Source organism: Actinomadura rugatobispora (assembly GCF_055379765.1).
In genome coordinates this window covers 7,262,871-7,283,240 of record NZ_AP029191.1, presented here as the reverse complement: position 1 = coordinate 7,283,240, position 20,370 = coordinate 7,262,871, and the positions used below count along the sequence as shown (strand labels likewise).

The following is a 20,370-nucleotide window of genomic DNA, read 5'->3' as shown; positions in this document are numbered from 1 at the left end:
TGGGGCGGGGGCCGCGTTCACGGCCGCCCCATGCCGTCGCTCGCGCAAGACGGGACGGCGGCGTGTGCCCCGTCCCGCGTCGGCAGTCTTCCCACCCCTGCCGAAAAAGCACCTAAAGCCCCACGAAGCGGAAGCGTCGCGCGCAGGGCGGCGGCGCGGCCGGGACGCGCCGGACCCGGAGACGCGGAACGGCCGGGACGGTCGCCCGTCCCGGCCGCTCGCACGCGCCGCACCGCGCCCCGGAGGGCGCGGCACCGCTCACTTGCGCTTGGTGATCTCCTCGGTGAGCTGCGGGGCCACCTGGAAGAGGTCGCCCACCACGCCGTAGTCGACCAGCTCGAAGATCGGCGCCTCGGGGTCCTTGTTGATGGCGACGATCGTCTTGGAGGTCTGCATGCCGGCCCGGTGCTGGATGGCCCCGGAGATCCCGACCGCGATGTACAGCTGTGGCGAGACGGTCTTACCGGTCTGGCCCACCTGGAACTGGTGCGGGTACCAGCCGGCGTCGGTCGCGGCGCGGGAGGCGCCCACGGCCGCGCCGAGCGAGTCGGCCAGCCCCTCGATGATGGTGAAGTTCTCGGCGCCGCCGACGCCGCGTCCGCCGGAGACCACGATCGCGGCCTCGGTCAGGTCGGGGCGCTCGCCCTTCTCCTGGACGACCTTCTCCACGATCTTGGCGGCCTTGTCGGCGTCCGTCAGCGCCACCGAGACCTGCTCCTCGGCCGGGGTGGCCGGGGACGCCTCGGGCGCGACCGAGTTCGGCCGCACCGCGATGATCGGCGTGCCGGTGTTCACCTTGGCGTGGGCGATGATGCCGCCGCCGAAGATGGAGTGCTCGCCGACGAAGCCCTCGGCGACGTCCACGACGTCGGTGAGGACGCCGGAGCCGGTCTTGACGGCCAGCCGCCCGGCGATCTCCTTGCCCTCGGCGGTGGCCGACACCAGCACCGCGGCGGGCGACTTCTCGCTCACCAGCTGGGCCAGCAGGCTCGCCTTGGGGGCGACGACGTAGGAGTTCAGCTCCTCGTCGGCGGCCACGTAGACCTTGGCGGCGCCGTACTCGGCCAGCCTGTCCTTGGCGCCCTCGTAGCCGGGACCGATCCAGACCGCGGCGGGCTCACCGAACCGCCCGGCCAGCGTCAGCAGCTCGAGGGCGACCTTCTTGACCTCGCCGTCGACATGGTCGACGAGGACGAGAATCTCAGCCATTATCCGTGCTTCCCTTCCTCGCTCAGACGAACTTCTTCGACGCGAGGAACTCGGCGATCTTCGCGCCGCCGTCGCCCTCGTCGGTGACGATCTGGCCCTGGGCCCGCGGCGGGGCCTCGGCGAAGTCCACCACCGCGGTGGCGGCGTTCGCCAGGCCGACCTGGCCGGCCTCGATGCCCGCGTCGGCGATGCCGAGGGTCTCGACCGGCTTCTTCTTGGCCGCCATGATCCCCTTGAACGACGGGTAGCGCGGCTCGTTGATCTTCTCGACCACGCTCACCACCGCGGGCAGGCTCGCCTCGACCTTGTCGTAGCCGTAGTCGGTCTGCCGCTGGATCTTGATGGCGGTGCCGTCGATCTCGACCTTGTTGGCCAGCGACAGCTGCGGGACGCCGAGGCGCTCGGCCAGCATCGCGGCCAGCACGCCGGTGCGCGCGTCGGTGGACTCCGAGCCGAGGATCACCAGGTCGAACCCGGTGCGGCCGAGGACCTGCTGGATGGCGTACGAGGTCTGCAGCGCGTCGGAGCCGGTCAGGGCGTCGTCGATGAGGTGCACCGCCTTGTCCGCGCCCATGGCCAGGGCCTTGCGGATCGAGTCGGTCGCCTTGTCGGGGCCCATGGTCAGGACGGTCACCTCGCCGTCGTGGGCCTCCTTGACGCGCAGCGCCTCCTCGATGGCGTACTCATCGAGCTCGTTGATGACACCGTCCGCGGCGGCACGGTCGAGCGTGCTGTCGTCGGACTTGAGCTTGCGCGGGCTCTCCGTGTCGGGAACCTGCTTCACCAGGACGACGATGTTCATGGCCGGTGGCCGACCTCCCATGCACTCTTCTGGGCCGCTGGGGTGAGCGGCAGAGGGGCGCCGCCCAGGGCGGGTCGACGCGGTCTGACATGCGTTAGCACCTCACAGCCTGCCAAACACCCGAACGCGCTTCGGCCCCGGGTCCCTGATTAAGCCGTGCACCCCATATGTTACTCGCTGGTAGCCTAGTGGCAAATCCCAGCGTTCGAGACATTACCCACCCGCCCTCCGGCCGCGGAGAGCCGGTACCCGCCTTAGCGTCCCGTGACGCGGATCACTCGCCCGCCCGCGCCCGCGAGGGGGTCACTGGATGGCGTGCTGGAAGCGGGCGACGCTGCTCTCCAGGGTGCTCTGCAGGCCGTACATCGGCGCGAGGCTGGGCGTCAGGGAGATCGCCGCCACCACGGCGCCCAGGGCCAGCACGCCCAGCACGATCCCGGCGGGCACGATGCGGCCGGGGCCGCGCACCACGGAGGCGAACGCCTCTTCCAAGCGGCGGCGCGGGCCCCGGGCGCCCGGCACCGCCCAGAGGACGCCGACGGCCGCGCCCGCGCCGAACGCGCACGCGCCCAGCGGATCCACCTCGACCCCGAGCAGCGAGATCGCGGCCAGGCCGAGGGTGACCAGCACCGCCACCGGCGCCGCGCACACGACGCCGAGGGCCGCGCCGCCCACGGCGCGGGCCGCGCCGTCCGAGCCCGCCCGCAGGACCGTCACCGCCGCCAGCGACAGCGCGATCCCGGCGAGCGGCATCGCGATGGCGATCCCGACCGCGATGACGACCACCATCGCGGTCAGCAGCCGGGACCAGGCCCGCGCCACCGCCAGTTCGTGCGCCTCGCGCCGGTCCTGCCCGGGGGTCGGCGCGGCGTTCGGCGCGGTGGGGGCCGGCACCGGCGGCGCCGCCTCTCGCACCGGGGAGGCCGCGGACGAGGGCGCGGCAGGAGCGGGCGCGGACGTTCGCGCGCCCTCGGCGAGGACGGGCTTGAGCGCGGCCACCTCGTCGGCGAGCCGCTCTGCGGTGAGCGGAGCGCCCCCCTGCTCTTCGGCCGCGGCGTCCCCGGTCGCGAGTTCCCCGGACGCCGCCTCCAAGAGCGGCCGGAGCGCCTCGGGAATCGCCTCGCCCGCGACGGCGACGGGATCGGGCGCGGTCAGGCACCGCGCGTCGGCGGTCGCGGCGAACGCCACGGTGGCGGCCCACGCGCGCAGGTCGCGGGCGGGCTCGCCGGGCACGAGGGCGAAGTCGATGACCACCGGCGCGCCGTCCACCACCAGGACGTGGTCGGGACGCAGATCGCCGTGGGTCAGCCCGGCCCGGTGGATGGCGGCGACGGCCTTGGCCAGGCCCAGCGCCATCCGGTGCAGCCCGGCGCCCTCCAGCGGGGCCGTCAGCCACTCGTCCAGCGGCCGGCCGGGCACGAAGCGGCTGACGACGTACGGCCGATCCCCGTCGCCCGCCCCGTCGAGGACGTCCACGACGTACGGGCTGCGCACCTCGCGCATGGCCGCGACGTCGTAGGTCCCCGGGGGCAGCACCCTGATCGCCACGTCGCGCCCGCCGGGATCGGCGGCGCGGTGGACGACGCCGACCCCGCCGCCGACGCGGTCCAGCAGCCGGTACGGCCCGATGTGCTCCCGGTGGCTCGTTTCCCTGCTCATAAGGATCGCCACCTTACCGATCATGCGTAGCCGAGGTGGCGCATCTCCGCTTCCAGCGTGGCCTTGAACGCCTCGACCTCGTCCCGGACGTAGGCCTCGCGCATGCGGCGCACGGTGAACCGCCTGGCCCGCACGTCGTCGGCGCCGATCACCTGGGCGAGCTCGCGATGGTCGCCGCCGAACCAGGTCCGCAGCTGGCCGACGAAGGCGTCCACCTCGGCGGGGTCGTACCCCTCCTTGAAGCGGACCCGGGTGAAGCGGGCCCCGGCCAGCAGCGCGGCGACCCGGCCGGTGTCGACGAGCCGGCCCGGCGGCAGCGAGACGCCGCCCAGCAGGCTGCGGGCGTGCGCGGCGTACGTCGTGGCGGCCCGGATGATCTCGGCGAGGCGGGGCGCGTTGGCGGGCACCCCGGTGCCGACCTCGGCGTCGCGCACCGCCCGCGCCGCCGCCTCCAGCGTGCGGCGCGCGTACGCGGCCGAGTCGTCGGCCCAGCTGCCGCCCAGCGCGCGGAGCCGCTCGGCGACGGCCAGCTCCCGCTTGACCTCCTGCAGCGTCACCTCGATCACCGGGAGGGTCAGCGCCAGCCCGGCCCGGGCGAACGCCTCGCGGCCCCCGGCCGACGGCTCGGGCTCGGGACGCGGCGGAGCGGGCGCCGGCTCGGGGCGCGGGCGGTGCAGCCGCGGCGCGATGGAGCCGGGATTGACGAACCTGGCGTTCAGCTCGCCCGCGCTGGGCCGCAGCGCGGGATCGCGGGCCAGGCAGTCCTGCAGCACCTCGCGCAGGTCGCGGTCGATGCCGGCCAGGTCGGGCTCGCCGGTCAGCACCCGGCGGACGAACGCGGCGGGGCTGGTGGCCTCGTACGCGCGCCGCCCGGTCGCGGCGAACGCCACGGTCGCCGCCCACGCGAACACGTCGGCGGCCGGCCCGGCCTGCCTGCCCTCCACGACCTCCGGGGCGACGTACCCGGGCGTGCCGACCGGGCCGCGGGTGAGCGGGTCGGCGCCGGTGAGGTAGGCGATGCCGAAGTCGATGACCACCGGCTCCCCGGCGACCATCATCACGTTGCCCGGGTTGATGTCGCGGTGCACGCTCTCCGCGGCGTGCACGGCCTGCAGCGCCCCGGCCAGGCCGCCCGCCAGCCGCAGCAGCGCGTCCCGCTCCAGCGGGCCCTTGCGGCGGACGACGTCCAGCAGCGCGGTGCCCTCGACGTAGCGGGTGACGATGTAGGGCGGGTCGGCGTCGAGGCCGTGGTCGACCAGCTCGACGACGTGCGGGTCGCGGACGCGCCGCATCGCCTCGACCTCGCGCCGCAGCCGGTCCTTGGCCTGGAACTCGGCGGGCAGCAGCGGCAGCAGCGTCTTGATCGCGACCATCCGGCCGTCGTCGGCGCGGGCCAGGAAGACCTCGCCCATACCGCCCTTCCCGAGCCGCTGCAGCGGCCGGTACGGGCCGATCGGGGCGAGTGGACGGGGCCGTGCCGCGCGGGCGGCGGCAGGCATGACCACGCCCCCGCCCGTGCCCCCGCCCGTGCCGCCGCCGGTCGGGCCGGTGCCGCCGCCGGTGGAGGGGCCGCTGCCGCCCGAGGCGCGCATCCCCAGGCCGATGGAGTCGGGCCGCAGCGCGCGCAGCCGCCGCACCAGCCCGTCCGCCCCCGGGCGCTGCGCCGGGTCGGACGCCAGCGCCTCGGCCAGCAGCCCGCGCACCTCCTGCGGCACGTCGCCCAGATCGTGGTCGCCCCGGATGATCCGTACGCAGACCGCGGCGTCGTTGGGCGCGTCGTACAGGTCGCGGCCCGTCGCGGCGAACGCCACCATCGCCGCCCACGCGAACACGTCGGCGGCCGGACCCGCGTCCTCGCCCTCCAGCAACTCGGGCGAGAGGTAGCGCCAGGTGCCCGACCGGCCCCCGGTGTGCGTCAGCCGGGTGTCGTCGACGCCCTGGGAGATGCCGAAGTCGATGACGACGGGCTCGCCCGCCTCCAGCAGGACGTTCCCGGGCTTGATGTCGCGGTGGACGACCCCGGCCCGGTGGATGGCGTCCAGGGCCTCGGCGGTGCCGGTCGCGACCCGCCACAGCGCCGCGCCGGTCATCGGGCCCGCGGTGCGCACCTCGTCCAGCAGCGGGCGGCCCTCGACGTAGCGGGTGACCACGTACGGGATAGGCGCGTCCACGTCGAACGTCAGGACCTCCGCGACCCGCGGGGTGGTGACGCGTCCCATCGTCTCCACCTCGCGGCGCAGGCGGGTGCGCGCGTCGCCCGCGTCGACCAGGTGCGGGTGCAGCGTCTTGACGGCGACCTCGGAGCCGTCGGGCGCGACGGCGCGGAACACCTGCCCCATGCCGCCCGCGCCGATCAGCTCGACGGGGCGGTACGGGCCGATCCGCTCGGGCAGCGCGGCCGCCCCGCGCACGGGCGCGTCCACGAGCGCGGGCATGGGCACGGGCGCCGCCATGGGCATGGGCGGGGGGAGCCGGAAGTCCTCGGACATGGGAGCAGGGGTCGTCAGATCAGCGGGAGCCCGGAGACCAGTTCACGGATGCTGACGCGGAGGTCTTCGAGGCTCTGGCTCATGCCGCCGATCGGCGTGGTGTCGGGCGGCTGCTGCTGCGACAGGGCGACCAGGACGACCGCGAAGACGCCCACGATCAGCGCGCCCGCCAGCGCCGCCTCGGTGCGCGGCAGCAGGGCGCCCCACAGCCGCGCCATCTGGCGGCGCGGCGCGCCGCTGCCGGGCGCCAGGCACAGCAGCACGATCACGGCCATGCACGAGTACGCGATCGCCCTCGACGCGGTCATGTCGGGGTTGGCGAACATGAGCACGACCAGCAGGATGAACCCGGCCAGCGCGGCCAGGCCCGCCAGCAGCAGCGTCATGAGCACCGCGCCCGGCAGGTGCAGCGGCGTCTTGAACGCCGCCGCCATCGCGTCGCCGGAGCGCGGGCCGCGCCGGGTCCGCTTGTTCTCCATACCCTTGGCGGCCTTGTCGCCCATCCGGAGCACCAGCACGCCGACCACCGTAACGGCCAGGGAGAGAACCGGGGCGATGTTCGCAAATCCGAGCAAGGCGACCAGGACGAGGAAGCTGAGCACCCGGTACCAGCCGTACGGCTTGGCCGCCTCCCGGTCGCCGGGCCGCCGCGCGTCGCGCTGCTGCTGGTCGGGCCGCCGGTCGGAGCGCTGGTCCGGCCGCTGGTCGGGCCGCGGCTGGGTGCCCGGCCCGTACGGGTCGTACGGCGCGGGCCCCGGCGGAGGGGCGCCCTGGTCACCGCGCTGCAACGCGCCGCGCGACGGCTGCGGCGGCTGCGGCGGCTGCTGCTGGGGCTGGTACGGAGCGTAGGACGCCTGGTCGTACCAGCTCTGGTCGTACCGCTGCCCGGTCTCGTACGGGCTCGGCCCGGGCGGCGGCACCGGCGGCGGCGCGGCCGGGGGCAGCATGCCCTTGAAGTCCTTGGGCTGCGACGGCGCGGGCGGCGTCGGCGGCGGGACGGGAGCCGCCGCCGGGATCGGCGGCGGGGTGGGCGGCGGCGTCTCGACCGGCCGCGACGCCCGCCCGTCCTGCGACGGCTGCGACACCGAGGGCTGCGAGGCCGACGGCGGCATCGAGAACGTCTGCGCGTGGTCGGTCGGCGGCCGCTCCACCGGCTGCGAGGCGCCCGGCGACCCCTGGTCGGGCAGCGTGAAGTGCTCGTCGACGCGGGTCGTGTCGGTGATGGTGGTCTCGAAGTGGATCCGCCGGGTCAGCTGCCCCAGGCTGACCGCGGTGGGCCGCTCGGCGGGGTTGCGGGCCATCGCCGAGCGCAGCACCGGCATCAGCGCCTCGGGCACCCCGTCCAGGTCCGGCGTGCCCGACATGATCTTGTAGAAGATCGACTCGAAGGTGCCGGAGCCGAACGGCGGCCGGCCGGTGGCGGCGTAGGCCACCGTGCCCGCCCAGGCGTGCACGTCCGACGGCGCGCCCGCGTCCTCGCCCTCGATGATCTCCGGGGCCAGGTAGCCGGGGGTGCCGATCACCATGCCGGTGGCGGTCAGCCGGGTCGCGTCCGCGCCCTGCGCGATGCCGAAGTCGATGACCACCGGCTCGGTGTCGACCAGCATCACGTTGCCGGGCTTCAGGTCGCGGTGGATGATGCCCGCGCCGTGGATCGCCGACAGCGCCGAGGCCAGCCCGACCGCCAGCCGCTGCAGGGCGTGCCCGTAGATCGGGCCGTCCTCCTCGACCAGCTCCTCCAGGGTGCGGCCCGGCACGTACTGGGTGACGATGTAGGGCCGGTCGGCGGTGACGTCGGCGTCGAGGATCTCCGCGACGTTCGGGCTGTGCACCCGGCGCATGGAGTCGACCTCGCGCGCCAGCCGGCGGCGCGCGGTGGCGTCGCCGGCGACCGCGGGCCGCAGCACCTTGATGGCCACGTTGCGCCCCTCCGGATCGGCGCCGAGGTACACGACGCCCATCCCGCCCTCCCCCAGGGTCTTCAGGACGCGGTAGTGGCCGATACGGTCCCCGGACGTGGCAACCCCCTTCATCGTTTACGAAACCCTACCTTCGCCTCTATGGCCGAGTGGAGCCGAGTGGATCGGCGCGGCCGTATCCGGCATCGTCGGGTCCTGCCCTTCCCGCGCCCCGTGACTATGCGAACATCACCCTTCCGCCCTCGGCGGCGCCGGCGTTCCCGGGCGCCAGCGCGCCGGCGAACCAGCGCGCGGTCGGCCGCCGCGCCGGGTCGCGGCGCAGCCCCAGCGGCAGCAGCGAGGCCAGCGGCTCGCCGAGTCCCGCCAGGTCGTGCTCGCCGCGCAGGATCCGGAAGCACACCGCGTGCAGCGTCCCGCCGCCGAACGGCGGGCGCCCGGTGCCGGCGTAGGCCAGCGTGGCGGCCCAGGAGAACACGTCCGACGCGGTCGTCGCCGGCTCCCCCTCGATGATCTCCGGCGGCAGGTAGGCGGGGGTCCCGGCCACCATGCCGCGGACGGTGGTCCGCCCGGCGTCCCGGCCGTGCGCGATCCCGAAGTCGATCAGGGTGGGCCGGTCGCCGAGCACGATCACGTTCTTGGGCGCCACGTCGCGGTGCAGCACCCCGGCGTCGTGCACCGCCGCCACCGCCAGCGCGAGGCGGCGGGCCAGCCGGGGCAGCCGCTCGCCGCCGAACGGGCCGTACTGGGCGACCAGGTCGCCCAGCGGGCTGCCGGCCGCGTACTGCATCACCACGTACGGCCGGCCGGCGGCCACCTCCCCGCCCAGCAGGCGCGCCACGTACGGGCTGTCGACCCTGGACTGCGCCGCCATCTCACGGGCCAGCGCGCCGCGCCCCGCCGGCTCGGCCGCGTACTCGGGCCGCAGCTCCTTGACCACGACCTCGCGGCCGGCGGAGTCCATGGCCAGGTGGACGACGGACGTCGTCCCCCGGCCGATCTCGTCCAGCAACCGATACCCACCCAGTCGCCGCTGAGTCCCCATACACCCTTTGACGCCGGAAAAGCGGGAGTCGTTCCTATCGAGATGCTTCCGTGATCATCTTTGTCCGGTGGCGGTCATCCGGCCTTGCGGGCGGCCTGGCGGGCGCGGCGCTCCGCGCGGCGCTCCTCGAACTTGGTCGCCGCCGCGTCCAGCTGCGCCAGGAACTCCGACAGCTCCTCGCGCGCCTTGTCGCCGTCGCCGGTGAGGTCGGTGCGGTCGAACACGCCCCACTTGCGCAGCACCGGGGTCAGCACGTCGTCGTGGTGCAGCCGCAGGTCGTAGATCCCGGCGTTGGCGATGATCACGGACTTGCGGAGGAAGCCTTCGATGCCGGCCCCGGGCATCTCGAACGCCTTGACGACCTCGGTGACCGCCCGCATCGTCTCGTTCGGGGCGATCTCCAGCGCGGCGGCCAGCAGGTTCCGGTAGAAGATCATGTGCAGGTTCTCGTCGGCCGCGATCCGGGAGAGCATCTGCTCGCAGATCGGGTCGCCCGAGGCCTTGCCGGTGTTGCGGTGCGCGACCCGGGTGGCCAGCTCCTGGAACGACACGTACGCGATGCCGTGCAGCATCTCGGTGCCGTGCGTCGGCTCGTACCCGACCTCCATGTGGTGCATCCGGGCGCGCTCCAGCGCGATCGGGTCGACGGCCCGGGTGACGGTGAGGTAGTCGCGGATGGCGATGCCGTGCCGGTTCTCCTCGGCGGTCCACCGGTTGACCCAGGTGCCCCAGGCGCCGTCGCGGCCGAACACGTCGGCGATCGCGCGGTGGTAGCCGGGCAGGTTGTCCTCGGTCAGCAGGTTGACGATCAGCGACTCGCGGGCCTCGGTCCCCAGCTTGGAGTCCTCGGGCGTCCAGCCCTCCCCGCCCAGCGGACCGTCGAAGTCGCGGCCCTGCCCCCACGGGACGTACTGGTGCGGGAACCACTCCTTGGCCATCGACATGTGCCGGTCGATCTCCTTCTCGACCACCGGCTCGAGGTCGAGCATCAGCCTGGTCTGCAACGGCACGGGCATTCCTGCGTCCTTCGCTGTACGAGGGGGCCGGGGCCGGCTGGCCACCGACCGACGGCATCGGAAAACGGTTCCCAAGCAGGCACGACACAACCTACTTAACCGTAGGTTCGATGCTCGCGAGCCCCGTGCCCCCCGTCAAGTCACCCCACGCACAACGCGCACGCGCATTTTCTTGTAGACGTGAGCGAAACTCCGGTCCCGCTTTTGTCATCGTCCGCCGACGGTCAAGGAGTGCCGGCGGGGGTCAGCGGGTGTCGGCGGCCTGGCGCCACATCCGGTTGGCCGCCGCCCTCAGCAGCGGCCTCGGCATCATCCGCAGCGCGGGCAGCGCCGCCTTGTACTGCGCCCCCGGCACGCACAGCGCCCGGCCCGCCGCCACCGCGTCCAGCCCCGCCCTGGCGACGTCCGCGCGGCGCAGCCACAGCAGGCCGGGCTCCGACTCCTCGTCGGTGCGGGTGAACCCCGGGCACAGCGCCGTCACGTGCACGCCCCTGCCCGCGACCTCCGCGTGCAGGCTCTCGGAGAACGCCGTCACGTACGCCTTCGTCGCCCCGTAGGTCGCGCTCCCCGGCGACGGCGCGAACCCCGCCATCGACGCCACGTTCAGCACCCCGCCGCGGCGCCGCTCCAGCATCCCCGGCAGCGCGGCGTGGGTGAGCCGGACCAGCGCCGCCACGTTCAGCTCGATCTGCCGCAGATGATCGTCCAGGGGCAGGTCCGAGAACGTTCCGAACGCACCGTGACCTGCGTTGTTGACCAGCAGCTCCACCGGGTCGGTGCGCAGCCGCCGCTCCACGTCCCCGCGCTCCAGCGGATCGGTGAGGTCGGCCGCCACCACCTCCACCGCGACCCGGTACCGCTCGACCAGCTCGCGCGCCAGCTCGTCCAGCAGGCCGGCCCGGCGGGCCACGATCACCAGATCGGTGCCGCGGCCCGCCAGAGCCCGCGCGAAGCTCTCCCCGATCCCGCTGGAGGCGCCGGTCACCAGCGCCGTGCGGTACGCCTGTCGCATGGCGCGAGATGCTAGCGACTGGCGGACTCTGTCGCGATCAATCCGGCATGTCCGGTAGCGATCTCGCAGCCCCGCGCTCAGCGGCCGGTGAACGTCGCCTTCCCCGGCCCCTCCTCGACGAAGCTGCGCATGCCGTTCTTCTGGTCGTCGGTGGAGAACAGCGCCGCGAACTGGGTCCGCTCGATCTCCAGGCCGGTGCCCAGGTCGACCTCCCAGCCCGCGTCGATGGCCTGCTTGGCCGCCCGCAGCGCGATCGCGGGCCCGCCCACGAACGTCGCCGCCCACTCCCGGGCCGCCGCGTACACCTCCGCGTCCGGCACCACCTTCTCCACCAGGCCGATCTCCAGCGCCTCCGCCGCCGACAGGTGCCGCCCCGAGAAGATCAGGTCCTTGGCCCGGGCCGGGCCGATCAGCCGCGCCAGCCGCTGGGTGCCGCCCGCGCCCGGGATGATCCCGAGCTGGATCTCCGGCTGGCCCACCTTGGCGCCCTCGCCCGCCACCCGGAAGTCCGCGCACAGCGCCACCTCCAGCCCGCCGCCCAGCGCGTACCCGTTCACCGCCGCGATCACCGGCTTGGGGATCCCGGCCAGCGCCTTCGCGAAGTCCTGCAGCAGCCGCGAGTGGCCCCCGGCCATCTCCGCGTACGACATCCCGGCCATCTCCTTGATGTCCGCGCCCGCCGCGAACACCCGCTCGCCGCCGTAGAGGATCACCGCGCTGACCTCGTCGTCCTGGGTGACCTCCCGGGACGCCTCGATGAGCTCCCGCTGCATCTGCGCGTTCAGCGCGTTCATCTTGGGACGGTCCAGCCGGATCGTCGCGATGCCGTCCTCGACCTCCACACGCACGAACTCCGCCACAACGCCCTCCACAGGTCACTCGTTACAGAACCGTTTCCGAGATGCCCCAGAGCCTAACTTCCCGGCCCTTCCCGGCCCGCGCCGCCCGTCCCGACCGGCCGCGCCTGTCACACCCCGCTGGTAGCTTCAGGACCGGCCGCCTCACCTGCACGTCCGGGGGAACTGCGTCATGCTCGTCGCGCACGCCACATGGCACGGCGGTGCGCTGTGCCTGTGGGCCGAGCGCACCGGCCCCTACGACACCGGCGCCTCGGAGACCCACCCGTTCGCCTCCCGCGACTTCACCGGCACCTCCTACGAACCCTTCGTCAAGGGCGCCGCACGGGTCGAGCTGACGATGACGCTCCCCACCCACGGCGGCCTGCCGACGCCGTCCGCCGAGCTGGGCCCGCGCCCGATCGACGGCGAACCGGGGCTGCGCGGCTGGCGGGTGCCCGCCCTGGTGCTGGAGCCGTTCCCCGCGATGGCGCTGCTCCAGGCCGCCGAGGACGCCGCCGACGTGATCCCCGGCTCCGACCTGCGCTACCTGTGCCTGCTCGCCGACGAGGCCGTGCACCTGGCCGGGCGCGGCCGGGTGCTGCCCCGGCTGCTGCGCGAGGACGGCGACCTGGTCGCCCGCTGGCACCCCGTCCTCGACGACGCGGGCCGCCTCGGCGACCTCGTCCGCGCCATGCCCGCCGCCTGCCGCGCCGCCGACGGGGGCCGCCCCGCCGCCGAGGTCCTGCGCGAGGCGCTGTGCGGCCTGGTCGACACCGCCGTGCGCGGCGTCGTCCCGCACCCCCTCCTGCCGGTCCGGCGCGGCAAGGTCCCCGACCGCGTCCCCCTGGCCGAGCGCTGGGTCGAGGCGCTCACCGGGCCGTCCCCCGAGGTGCCCCGCGAGCCCCGCGACGACGCCGACGACCTCATCGCCGAGCTGGACGCCTGGGCCGCCGCCGCGCGCCGTCCGTCCGGCCCCCTCCGCGTCTGCTTCCGCCTCGCCGAACCCACCCCCGGCGTGCCCGGCGGCGACGTGCTCGACGCGGCCGCCTCCTGGACGCTCGACCAGAAGGAGCGGCCCGGCGACCCGTGGCGGGTCGAGTTCGCCCTCCAGGGCACCGACGACCCGAGCCTGTACGTGCCCGCCGCGATGCTCTGGGCCGGGGAGGCCGCCTCCGTCCCCGACGCCGAGGAGACGCTCCTCACCGGCCTGGGCCGGGCCCTGCGCCTCTTCCCCGACCTGGCCGCGGCCCTCGACACCCCCACCCCCTTCGAGCTGACGCTCGACACCGCCGGGGCGTTCCGCTTCCTGCGCCAGGCGGCCCCGATGCTGTCGGCCGCGGGCTTCGGCGTCCTGCTCCCCCAGTGGGCGGGCAAGGCCAAGCTCGGCATGAAGCTCACCACCCGCAGCCAGGACGGCGAGGGCTCCGGCGCCGTCGCCTCGTCCGGTTTCGACCTCCAGGGCATGGTCGACTTCCGCTGGGACCTGGCGATCGGCGACGACACCGTCGACGAGGCCGAACTGGAGGAGCTGGCCCGCCTCAAGACCCCCCTCGTCCGGCTGCGCGGCCAGTGGGTCGAGCTCGACGAGGAGCAGCTCCAGGCCGCCCTCGACTTCCTCCGCCACCCCCGCCAGGGCACCATGACCGCCGGCGAGGCGATGCGCGCGGTCATCCACGCCGGCGACGACGCCCTCCCCCTCACCGAGGTCGACGCCGACGGCGCCTTCGGCGTCCTCATCAGCGGCGAGTCCGACCGCCGCCTCACCCCCATGACCACGCCCGAGGGCTTCAACGGCACCCTCCGCCCCTTCCAGGAACGCGGCCTGGCCTGGCTCACCTTCCTCGAAAAAGTCGGCCTCGGCGGCATATTGGCGGATTCAATGGGTTTGGGAAAAACGGCGCAGACGCTGGCGTTGCTGGCCTCGGAGCGGGAGGACGGGGCCGCGCCCGCGCCGACGCTGCTGATCGGGCCGATGTCCCTGGTCGGCAACTGGCAGCGTGAGGCGGCCAAGTTCACGCCCAAGCTGCGGGTCTACGTCCACCACGGCACGGCGCGGCACCGCGACGACGATCTCGTGGCGGCGGTCGGGCGCTCCGACCTGGTCCTGACCACCTACGGCACCGCGGCGCGCGACGCCGAGTCGCTGGCCCGGGTCCGGTGGGGGCGGGTGGTGTGCGACGAGGCGCAGGCCCTCAAGAACAGCGGCACGCGGCAGGCGCGGGCGGTGCGGAGCATCCCGGCGCGCACGCGGATCGCGCTGACCGGCACCCCGGTGGAGAACCACCTCACCGAGCTGTGGTCGATCATGGAGTTCGCGAATCCGGGGCTGCTGGGGCCGCGGTCGGCGTTCCGGGAGCGGTTCGCGGTGCCGATCGAGAAGGACGGCGACGAGCGGGCGGCGCAGGCCCTCCGGCGGGCCACCCAGCCGTTCGTCCTGCGGCGCCTCAAGACCGACAAGTCGATCATCTCGGATCTGCCGGAGAAGCAGGAGATCAAGGTCTACTGCAACCTCACCCCCGAGCAGGCCTCGCTGTACCAGGCGACGCTCGACGACATGCTCGCGCAGATCTCCGAGTCCGACGAAAAGCAGCGCCGCGGGCTGGTGCTGGCGACGATGGCCAAGCTCAAGCAGGTCTGCAACCATCCCGCGCACCTCCTCAAGGACGGCTCGCGGCTACCGGGGCGCTCCGGAAAGCTGGAGCGGCTGGAGGAGATCTGCGCGGAGGTCCTGGACCAGGGCGAGAAGGCGCTGGTCTTCACGCAGTACGCCGAGTTCGGCTCGATGCTGCGGCCCTACCTCGCCTCCCGCCTGGAGCGTCCCGTCCTGTGGCTGCACGGCGGCACGTCCAGGACCGAGCGCGACGAGCTGGTGCAGCGCTTCCAGTCCGAGGAGGAGCCGTCGGTCTTCCTGCTCTCCCTGAAGGCCGCGGGCACCGGCCTCACCCTGACGGCGGCCAACCACGTCGTGCACGTCGACCGCTGGTGGAACCCCGCGGTCGAGGACCAGGCCACCGACCGGGCGTTCCGCATCGGCCAGACCAGGAACGTCCAGGTCCGCAAGTTCATCTGCGTCGGCACCATGGAGGAGCGGGTGGACGAGATGATCGAGCGCAAGAAGGCGCTGGCCGAGTCGATCGTCGGCACCGGCGAGGACTGGCTCACCGAGCTGTCGGTCGCCGAACTCCGCGACGTGCTGCGCCTGTCGCCCGAGGCGGTGAGCTCCTGATGGAGTGGCGGCCGCCGATCGAGGCCGACGGCATCCGCGCGCGGACGTCCCGCGGCTCGATCGGGTCGACGTGGTGGTCGCGCCGGTTCATCGACCTCGTGGAGTCGTTCGCCGACTCGGGCCGACTGCAGCGGGGCCGGGCGTACGCGCGCAAAGGGCAGGTGCTCGACCTGCGCGTGGAGCGGTACGAGGTCACCGCCCGAGTCCAGGGGTCGGTCGAGGAGCCCTACGAGGTGGCGCTGGGCATCGACGCCATCCCCGAGTCCGGCTGGCGCCGGGTCGAGGAGGAACTGGCGTCCCGGGCGGTCTTCCAGGCACGCCTGCTGGCCGGGGAGATGCCCCCGGAGATCGAGTGGGTGTTCGCCGAGCTCGGCCTGGCCCTCTTCCCGGGCGCCGCGGAGGAGCTGCACATGATGTGCAGCTGCCCCGACTGGGGCGACCCGTGCAAGCACGCCGCCGCCGTCCTCTACCTGCTGGCCGAGGCGTTCGACGACGACCCGTTCCTCATCCTCGCCTGGAACGGCCGCACCAAGGACCAGCTCCTGAAGGCCCTGCGCCGCCGCAAGACCGGCGCCCCCGACCCGCTGGAGATGGAACCCGAGCCTCTGACGGCCGACGGTTTCTGGACGCCCCCCACCGGCCTGGCCGCCCTGCGCGAGCGGCGCCCCACTCCACCCGTCCCACCCGGCTTCATCCTCCAGGTGGCCACACCCCCGCCCGTCCGCATCCGCCGCCGAGACCTCACCGACGTCCTGACCCCCGCCTACGAGTCCCTGGCCGACCCCACCTGACCCGGTGCGTAACGCTCGCTGCGCGGTTCCTGTGTCTCCCTTGCCTGGGTTCTGCCAGAAGAGGGTGCCGTCGCCTCGGGGGGTGAGCTTCTGCAGGCCGCCCAGGGTGCAGCCGTCGCCCGGGGTGAGGAGGCGGCTGGAGAAGATGACGATCTCGCTTTCGGCGGAGACGAGGGTCGCCATGGCCTGGCATCGGCCGGCGGTGACCTTGACGGCCTCCTGGCCGACGGGGGCGTTGCGGATCTCGACGGTTCGTCCGGGGGCGGTGCCCGAGCGCGGTTTGTCGATGGTGACGCGCCAGGTGCCGTGGTACTGCCTGCGAGGCCCAGTGGACGGTGCCGTCGCCGTTCAGGGTCATTCTCTGGCGGGCGCCCTGGCCGCATTTCCCGGTGGGGAGGCTGCGGGTGGTGTGGGTGCGGATCTCGATGGAGGGGCCGCCGGCGAGCAGGGTGGCGTTGAACTCGCACAGCTCGTCGTTGTTGGCGGAGCGGACGCGGGCGACGGTGTCGCCGGCCCAGCCCTGTTCGACGGTGATGCGGCGGAGCCACTGGGAGCCGGTGCCGTTCCTGCGGACCCAGCCCTCCCAGGTGCCGATCATTTTGGCGGGGACGACGCCCTTGGCGGCCGGGCCCGAGCTCGTGGGGGCGGCCGGAGGTAGGCGGCGGGGGGCACGGGGGGCGGGTTCTGGTTCTTCGGGTCTTCGAGGTCGAGGAGGGCGGCGGCGTGGCGGCCCAGGACCCTGTCTCGGTGGCCTCAGGTACCGCGCGAGCGCGTTACCTGGCCGGTGAGGCGATGCCGGAGGCGAGCTTCACCGGCCAGATCGCGAAGCGATGCCGCGCTCGCCAAGGACCGGTTAGGGGCGAGCCGCCAGGCGAGCGCCGTAGGCCGGGACTTTGAGACACAGCCCAGTTCGGAGATGACGTCGGGGGGCAGCCAGGACGGGGGCACCGGCGGCAGCGAGTCCAGGATCTCGGCGAGACTCGGGCGCCGCGTCGGGTCCTTGGCCAGGCAGGATTCCACCAGGTCGCGAACCGGTCCGGACAGGTCGCCCAGGTCGGGGGGTTCCTGGGCGACGCGGAAGAGGAGGGCGTGCAGGCCGCTGTCGCCGACGCTGAACGGCTGCCGTCCGGTCGCCGTGTACGCCAGGACGGAGCCGAGGCAGAAGATGTCGCCGGCCGGGGTGAGGGGCGTGCCGCGGACCTGCTCGGGCGACATGAAGCCGGGCGAGCCGATCAGGGCGCCGGTGCGGGTGGCGACGCCGGCGTCCACGGACCGGACGATGCCGAAGTCGATGACCCGCGGCCCGTCGATCGTGACCAGGACGTTGGAGGGTTTGAGGTCGCGGTGGATGAGGTGGCGGCCGTGGACGGCCTGGAGGGCGCGGGCGAGGCCGGAGGCCAGGGCCAGGACGGTGGCCTCCGGGAGGGGGCCGTGCCGTTCGACGGTCTCGCTGAGGGTGGGGCCGGGGACGTAGCCGGTGGCGACCCAGGGGGTGTCGGACTCGGGGTCGGCGTCCAGCACGGGCGCGGTCCACGCGCCGCCGACGCGGCGGGCGGCGTCGATCTCCTGCCGGAAGCGGCGGCGGAACCGGGGGTCGCGGGCGAGTTCGGCGTGCACGAGCTTGACGGCGACCATGCGCCCGGTGCGGGAGCGGCCCAGGAAGACCCGGCCCATGCCGCCGGCGCCGAGCCGTCCGAGCAGCCGGTAGTCGCCCGTCCGCCGCGGGTCCTCGGGCCGCAGGGCCTCCACGCGCGCTCCCCCTCGCCTCGAGATGATCAATCGGCAGGATAGGGGCGCATACGGACGTCCCGCCACCGGACGGTCAGCGCCGTTCCCTGCGGCGGGCGCGCCGGTCGGCGACGAGCGCGGCGACGCCGCCCGTGACGGCGAGGGCGACGGGCAGCGGCGCGGGGAGGCCGGGGGCGTCGACGACGAGCCTGCCGACCCCGGCGGCGAGGAGTTCCAGGGCGAAGCCGGCGAAGAGTCCGGCGATGAAGCCCAGCAGGACCGCGCCGACCGCTCTCATCCGACCCCCTTGTCGTCCTCATGCCCGATGATGGCGAAGGCGGGGCGTGCGGGAAACCCGCGGGAGGCGGGACCGCGCGTACGCCTCGCGCGTTAAGCGGGTGGCCGTTCCTACATCTCCGGTCGTACGCCGGGGTCGAGCGGGAGGGTCGCGCGGACGCGGTAGCCGCCGCCTTCGGCGGGTCCCGCCTCGAAGGTCCCGCCGAGCGCTTCGGCGCGCTCGCGCATGCCGCCCAGGCCGCTGCCCGACCCGTCGCCGTCGCCGTCGCCGTTGGGGTGGCCGTCGTCGGCGATCTCCACGCGCACGTCGGTGCCGGTGTAGCGGACGCGGACGGTGGCGGTGGCGGCGTCGGAGTGCCGGGTGACGTTGGTGAGGGCCTCCTGGACGATCCGGTACACGGCCAGGTCGGTCTCGGGCGGCAGGGGACGCGGTTCGCCCTCCGTCTCGGTCCGCACGGCGGGCCCGGCCGCGGTGGTGCGACGGGCGAGTTCGCCGAGGCGGTCGACGCCGGGCGCGGGGGCGGTCGGCGCCTCCTCGTCGACCTGGCGGAGCACGCCGAGGGTGGTGCGCAGTTCGCGCAGCGTCTCCTTGCTGGCGCGTTTGATCGCCTCCAGCGCGGCCTCGTTGCCGTGCGGGTCGCCGGCGTGCAGCGCGGCGGTGGCCTGGACGTTGATCAGCGAGATGTTGTGGCCGAGGACGTCGTGCAGTTCGCGGGCGATGCGCAGCCGCTCCTCGGTGGCGCGGCGCCGGGCCTCCTCCTCGCGGCCGCGTTCGGCGGCGAGGGCGCGCCGGTCGGCCTCGCGCAGGTAGGCGCGGCGGTTGTGGACGACCCCGCCGATGGCGACGACCGCGACGATCCAGCCGGCCAGCAGCCACACCGCGGCGTCCTCGAGGTGGTTGACGTCGCTGCCGGCCTCGCCGTACACGACGACCGCCATCGCGATCGCGGCGACGGTCACCGCCGCCCGGACGCGGCCCAGAGAGGCGGCGTTGTAGAGCGCCACCACGAACACGATCATGATCGGGCCGTCCGGCTCGGTCAGCGGGTAGTACAGCAGGCACGCGACCAGGGCGGTCGCCAGGACGGCGGTGGGGTGGCGGCGCCGCCAGTACAGCGCGGCGCAGGCGATCACGATCAGCGCCCAGCCGAGTCCGGGGACGGGCGCGCGGCCGTCGCTCCGCAGGTCCGCCCAGACCGTCGGGACGAGGACGGCCCCCAGGAGCGCCAGGGCCAGGAGCGCGTCGGCGGTCCGGCCGCGCGGCCGGGTCGGTGATCGCACCGTTCCATCCTGCCAGCACCGCCGCCGTCATGACTCTGCGATGAGATGTAGTACATGTGCTATCTTCGATCGCAGAGATACTTCAGAGAGGAGTAGGGTCATGACAGCTCCGGCCCTCAGGATCCGCGGCCTGCGGATGCGGTACGACCGCACCGAGGTGCTGCGCGGCGAGCCCGGCCACTGATCGTCCACGGGAGACTGTGCCGGTGTCCACGGACAAAGAACTCGTCCACAACCGGATCGCCGTACTGCGGGCCGAGCGCGGGGTCTCGCGCCGCGACCTGGCGACGGCGCTGGGCGTCCACTACCAGACGATCGGCTACCTGGAGCGCGGCGAGTACAGCCCCAGCCTGCACCTGGCCCTGCGCATCGCCGCGTACTTCGAGGTGCCGGTGGAGATCGTCTTCTCGCTCGAACCCTTCCCCCGGCTCGGCAGCGCCTGAGCCCCCACCGAGAAAGAACGGGAGTCGACCATGAAACCGCGCAACAAGCGCGAGGAGCGGTTGCTCGAACTGACGCAGGAGCGCCCGAAGCGCTGGTCCGCGGGCCGCGCCGGGCGGCGCCGCGCCGTCCTGCTGTGCGCGGGGCTGCTGGGGCTGCTGTGGGTGAACGCCGGGGTGTCCTACGCGCTGGCGCCCAGCGACGCCGCGATGTTCACCTGCTTCGCGATCATCGCGGTGGTCGTGGTCGCCGCGAGCGTGCTGTTCCGGGCGCTGATCGTGGGCACCCGCGGCACCATCGGGCTGCCCGAGCACCTGCTGGACGAGCGGCAGCGCGGCGAGCGGCTGCGGGCGCACGCGCTCTCGCACCGGCTGACCCTCATCCTGCTCTTCGTCGTCTACTTCGCGGTGCCGGCCGCGGTGGGCTCGGACGACTCGATCAGCCGGATCCCGAGCGCGGCCGTGTTCCTGCTGTTCGCGGCGCTGCTGGCCACGGTCGCCGTCATGCCGACCCTCGTCATCGCCTGGCGGGTGCCGGAGCCGCCCGGCGACGGCGAGGACGGCGAAGACGACGCGCACGACAACGACGGGCACGACGCGTACGGCAAGCGGGCCTGACG

Annotated in this window: 16 protein-coding genes; 4 read left to right on the top strand and 12 right to left on the bottom strand. The window is 74.0% G+C overall.

Translation table 11 applies throughout. The features are described from left to right. Positions 1-258: 258 nt before the first annotated feature. From ACZ466_RS32580 to ACZ466_RS32540, 9 genes are all read right to left on the bottom strand, one after another. Positions 259-1,209, bottom strand: coding sequence for an electron transfer flavoprotein subunit alpha/FixB family protein (locus ACZ466_RS32580; RefSeq protein ID WP_378282417.1), 951 nt, complete (start codon positions 1,207-1,209; stop codon positions 259-261). A gap of 22 nt (positions 1,210-1,231) precedes the next feature. Then, positions 1,232-2,011 (bottom strand): electron transfer flavoprotein subunit beta/FixA family protein, encoded by a 780-nt coding sequence (locus ACZ466_RS32575; RefSeq protein WP_378282418.1) that lies wholly within the window; start codon positions 2,009-2,011, stop codon positions 1,232-1,234. Between the two features lie 303 nt (positions 2,012-2,314). Then, on the bottom strand, positions 2,315-3,670 hold the full coding sequence (locus tag ACZ466_RS32570) for a protein kinase family protein (protein WP_378282419.1): 1,356 nt from the start codon (positions 3,668-3,670) through the stop codon (positions 2,315-2,317). Positions 3,671-3,690: 20 nt separating this feature from the next. Continuing rightward, positions 3,691-6,159 (bottom strand): serine/threonine-protein kinase, encoded by a 2,469-nt coding sequence (locus ACZ466_RS32565; RefSeq protein ID WP_378282420.1) that lies wholly within the window; start codon positions 6,157-6,159, stop codon positions 3,691-3,693. Between the two features lie 14 nt (positions 6,160-6,173). Then, entirely contained in the window at positions 6,174-8,192 is a 2,019-nt protein-coding gene (locus ACZ466_RS32560; RefSeq protein ID WP_378282421.1) for a serine/threonine-protein kinase, read from the bottom strand. A gap of 103 nt (positions 8,193-8,295) precedes the next feature. After that, a complete protein-coding gene (locus tag ACZ466_RS32555; protein ID WP_378282422.1) occupies positions 8,296-9,087 on the bottom strand; it encodes a serine/threonine-protein kinase in 792 nt (263 codons plus the stop codon). Positions 9,088-9,194: 107 nt separating this feature from the next. Beyond that, positions 9,195-10,136 (bottom strand): acyl-ACP desaturase, encoded by a 942-nt coding sequence (locus ACZ466_RS32550; protein WP_378282423.1) that lies wholly within the window; start codon positions 10,134-10,136, stop codon positions 9,195-9,197. 244 nt (positions 10,137-10,380) lie between these two features. Then, positions 10,381-11,148: an SDR family NAD(P)-dependent oxidoreductase gene (locus ACZ466_RS32545; protein ID WP_378282424.1), complete on the bottom strand. Its 768-nt coding sequence runs from the start codon at positions 11,146-11,148 to the stop codon at positions 10,381-10,383. Between the two features lie 77 nt (positions 11,149-11,225). Further along, positions 11,226-12,008, bottom strand: a complete 783-nt coding sequence (locus ACZ466_RS32540) for an enoyl-CoA hydratase/isomerase family protein (protein ID WP_378282425.1) — start codon at positions 12,006-12,008, stop codon at positions 11,226-11,228. Positions 12,009-12,177: 169 nt separating this feature from the next. Between ACZ466_RS32540 and ACZ466_RS32535 the strand changes: the two genes are divergently transcribed. Both ACZ466_RS32535 and ACZ466_RS32530 read left to right on the top strand, forming a co-directional pair. Then, positions 12,178-15,213 carry a DEAD/DEAH box helicase gene (locus ACZ466_RS32535; RefSeq protein ID WP_378282426.1) on the top strand — a complete coding sequence of 1,012 codons (3,036 nt, stop codon included), beginning with the start codon at positions 12,178-12,180 and terminating at the stop codon, positions 15,211-15,213. Next, the gene (locus ACZ466_RS32530) at positions 15,213-16,004 is read left to right on the top strand and encodes an SWIM zinc finger family protein (RefSeq protein ID WP_378282427.1); all 792 of its coding nucleotides are present in this window, start codon (positions 15,213-15,215) and stop codon (positions 16,002-16,004) included. The genes ACZ466_RS32535 and ACZ466_RS32530 overlap by 1 nt, the downstream gene beginning before the upstream one ends. A gap of 753 nt (positions 16,005-16,757) precedes the next feature. Here ACZ466_RS32530 and ACZ466_RS32525 read toward each other — a convergent pair. The 3 genes from ACZ466_RS32525 to ACZ466_RS32515 form a co-directional block, all read right to left on the bottom strand. Beyond that, entirely contained in the window at positions 16,758-17,753 is a 996-nt protein-coding gene (locus ACZ466_RS32525) for a serine/threonine-protein kinase (RefSeq protein ID WP_378282428.1), read from the bottom strand. 73 nt (positions 17,754-17,826) lie between these two features. Further along, entirely contained in the window at positions 17,827-18,030 is a 204-nt protein-coding gene (locus tag ACZ466_RS32520; RefSeq protein ID WP_378282429.1) for a hypothetical protein, read from the bottom strand. Between the two features lie 110 nt (positions 18,031-18,140). Then, positions 18,141-19,310 carry a sensor histidine kinase gene (locus ACZ466_RS32515; RefSeq protein WP_378282430.1) on the bottom strand — a complete coding sequence of 390 codons (1,170 nt, stop codon included), beginning with the start codon at positions 19,308-19,310 and terminating at the stop codon, positions 18,141-18,143. A gap of 200 nt (positions 19,311-19,510) precedes the next feature. On the opposite strand from ACZ466_RS32515, the gene ACZ466_RS32510 reads away from it, so the two are divergent. Together ACZ466_RS32510 and ACZ466_RS32505 are read left to right on the top strand one after the other, a co-directional pair. Further along, positions 19,511-19,753: a helix-turn-helix transcriptional regulator gene (locus ACZ466_RS32510; RefSeq protein ID WP_378282431.1), complete on the top strand. Its 243-nt coding sequence runs from the start codon at positions 19,511-19,513 to the stop codon at positions 19,751-19,753. Between the two features lie 30 nt (positions 19,754-19,783). Further along, the gene (locus ACZ466_RS32505) at positions 19,784-20,368 is read left to right on the top strand and encodes a hypothetical protein (protein ID WP_378282432.1); all 585 of its coding nucleotides are present in this window, start codon (positions 19,784-19,786) and stop codon (positions 20,366-20,368) included. Positions 20,369-20,370 lie beyond the last annotated feature (2 nt).